Origin of the sequence: Butyrivibrio sp. AC2005, assembly GCF_000424145.1 — a bacterium.
Classification (GTDB): domain Bacteria; phylum Bacillota; class Clostridia; order Lachnospirales; family Lachnospiraceae; genus Butyrivibrio.
In genome coordinates this window covers 1-2,269 of record NZ_AUJI01000079.1, presented here as the reverse complement: position 1 = coordinate 2,269, position 2,269 = coordinate 1, and the positions used below count along the sequence as shown (strand labels likewise).

The 2,269-nt window shown below is 37.5% G+C and carries 4 protein-coding genes; 3 read left to right on the top strand and 1 reads right to left on the bottom strand.

Going from position 1 to position 2,269, the window contains the following annotated elements; genetic code table 11:
• Positions 1–199: 199 nt before the first annotated feature.
• Both G602_RS0117030 and G602_RS0117020 read left to right on the top strand, forming a co-directional pair.
• Positions 200–382: a hypothetical protein gene (locus G602_RS0117030; RefSeq protein ID WP_026660023.1), complete on the top strand. Its 183-nt coding sequence runs from the start codon at positions 200–202 to the stop codon at positions 380–382.
• Between the two features lie 322 nt (positions 383–704).
• Positions 705–1,001, top strand: a complete 297-nt coding sequence (locus G602_RS0117020; protein WP_044932625.1) for a hypothetical protein — start codon at positions 705–707, stop codon at positions 999–1,001.
• A gap of 182 nt (positions 1,002–1,183) precedes the next feature.
• Here G602_RS0117020 and G602_RS0117015 read toward each other — a convergent pair whose 3' ends face one another.
• Complete coding sequence (locus G602_RS0117015; RefSeq protein ID WP_026660021.1) at positions 1,184–1,537, bottom strand: cupin domain-containing protein; 354 nt, start codon at positions 1,535–1,537, stop codon at positions 1,184–1,186.
• Between the two features lie 140 nt (positions 1,538–1,677).
• Here G602_RS0117015 and G602_RS0117010 point away from each other — a divergent pair, with 140 nt between their 5' ends.
• Positions 1,678–2,022 (top strand): winged helix-turn-helix transcriptional regulator, encoded by a 345-nt coding sequence (locus G602_RS0117010; RefSeq protein ID WP_026660020.1) that lies wholly within the window; start codon positions 1,678–1,680, stop codon positions 2,020–2,022.
• The last annotated feature ends 247 nt before the right edge of the window (positions 2,023–2,269 follow it).

The following is a 2,269-nucleotide window of genomic DNA, read 5'->3' as shown; positions in this document are numbered from 1 at the left end:
TTTTTCTTATTAAACTTACCTTTATCGTTTTTGGTAGTCTCTTTTGATCGTTTCATAAGCTTGCCTGCATTCTTAGGCTCAGTTACAATTATTTCGGGTCAATCATTTTTTCTATGTGATAGCTCAACCGCTGACCCGGCGGCATAGTACATTGACAGTTGCATAAAAAAGGATCTTCCTGTAAGGTTGAGTTGCATCTTTGGCCGGATGTAATAACCCAATCAACAGGAGGATCCTATCCTTCGTTATCGGCGGAGAATTATCCGAAAGTTCCAAAGCCGGGGATGCAGGAAAGATTGCGGAAGTTGGGGAAATAGCAGAAGCATCGGATCTGGGAAAGACGACAGAGATCATTTATGGTACGGATGATATTGCAAACTAAACGTATAATCTTGTAGAGAATCCGGGGCCGTTGGCTGAAATTGATGGTTTACAAGCAATCCACCGGAATCAGTTGCAAAAGTAAGAATTGATACAGCAGTAAAACCTTATTGGGTAAATCCGAAGACAGGAGTATGTGAGGGAACATCTCCGTTGAGCAAGGTATATGCGATTAAAGTTCCGAAGGGAACGACTATATACAAGGGTCCGGTAGGAAGTCAGGGAGGAGTTTATTTAGGCGGATGTGATATCGAGCAGATATATATTCATGAGCCATGGAAATTTAAGGTTGTTGGAAGTTGGAACTTGAGGTGATAATAATTATGGACGAATTGAGAAGATTATATATTGAGATTGGTAAAAAAGTACAAAAATATGATTATGATGGATATACTGGAATCTTAAAGACGATAATGAGTCAGATCAAATGTATTGATAGTGATGAAGATTATACCCTAAAAAAGGAGTATCTAAAGGAAAGTTATAGTGAGATATTTGGATATCGGGGGGGACTCGGAAACTTCATTATAAATGAAGAGGATGATGAATTGAGGGATAAGTTAAATGTAGAGTTTCTTGATAATGTAGATAAAATTCGTAGAATATTGAATAGCCTGTGATTGATATGGAATAATGGAAATAACAAGGGGTGGCAGAACCGCCCCTTTGTCATTATCGAATCCTGACTGTCATCTTGTAGCCAAAATAATAGAACTCTTATCTTGAAGATTTTTATGAATGGAACCTCTTTCCAATATGCTGTAATAAAACCCTGACTTTATTTTATATACTTTTTGTTTTATCAGCACATAATCGCATCATCTGCAGTATAACCTTCAATAGAACCAGCTTTTACCTGGATACAAGCATAACTGATTTCCGAATCCTCAGCCGCAAATAATTGTCTCTTTCCTTCCGGTGAAACCCTGATAACATCGCCTTTTGCCAGAACAATTTCATCACCATCAATCACAGCCTTTCCTTTTCCTGACAAAATGATATAGATTTCCTCATTATTCTTGTGAGCATGTACAAACGGAACACTTGCACCTGCCGGAAGATGATTGATACTCACCTCTGCGCCTGTAAGACCAAGCTGATCATGAAGCTCTGTTCTTGGGTTTTCTACTACACTTACTTTGCTATAATTTGACATTATTTTTCCTCCATTTGTTTGCAATTTGTTTTCATTTGCTATATCATCATTTTAAACATTGGACTCATTTTCACAAGTACGAACATTTATAATACATAGTCTCATTTTTGATACTATTGTGGAAAATAAAGGAGAAAAAAATGAAAAGTGTTTATGGATCTTGCCCGTTCGCAACTACCCAACGCGTACTTCAGGGCAAATGGGCTATCGTTATCCTATTTCAATTAAGCACTGGAACACAACGTTTTAATGAATTAGAAAGGAACATCCCCGATATAACAAGGAGTATGCTGACTCGACAGCTTCGGCAATTAGAAGATGATCGACTAATAACACGTAAGGTATATGCCGAAGTGCCTCCACGAGTAGAATACAGCTTAAGCGACATGGGAGAGAAGTTCAGAAAGGTTCTTGAGCAAATTGAAATCTTCGGTCTTGAATATATAGAAGAACTAAAGAAAACTAATACTCCCATCCGCTCATAATGTTTTAAAATGAAAAAGCGTCAGACCTGCAATTGTATTTATCTAATTGCAAGCTGACGCTTAATTCACCACTATTATTATGCTAAGGAAAATGATCTTTATTGTTGAATATGCTCCTTAATATGGTTGATTATTACAATTCTCTGTTTCAGTTATTTCTCCAAGACTTCGTAGGTGGTTAGCGTCCTCATTTATTGCAAGTTGCCTGTTAACTGCATTGATACGGCACAGCTCAGAATGTCTGACT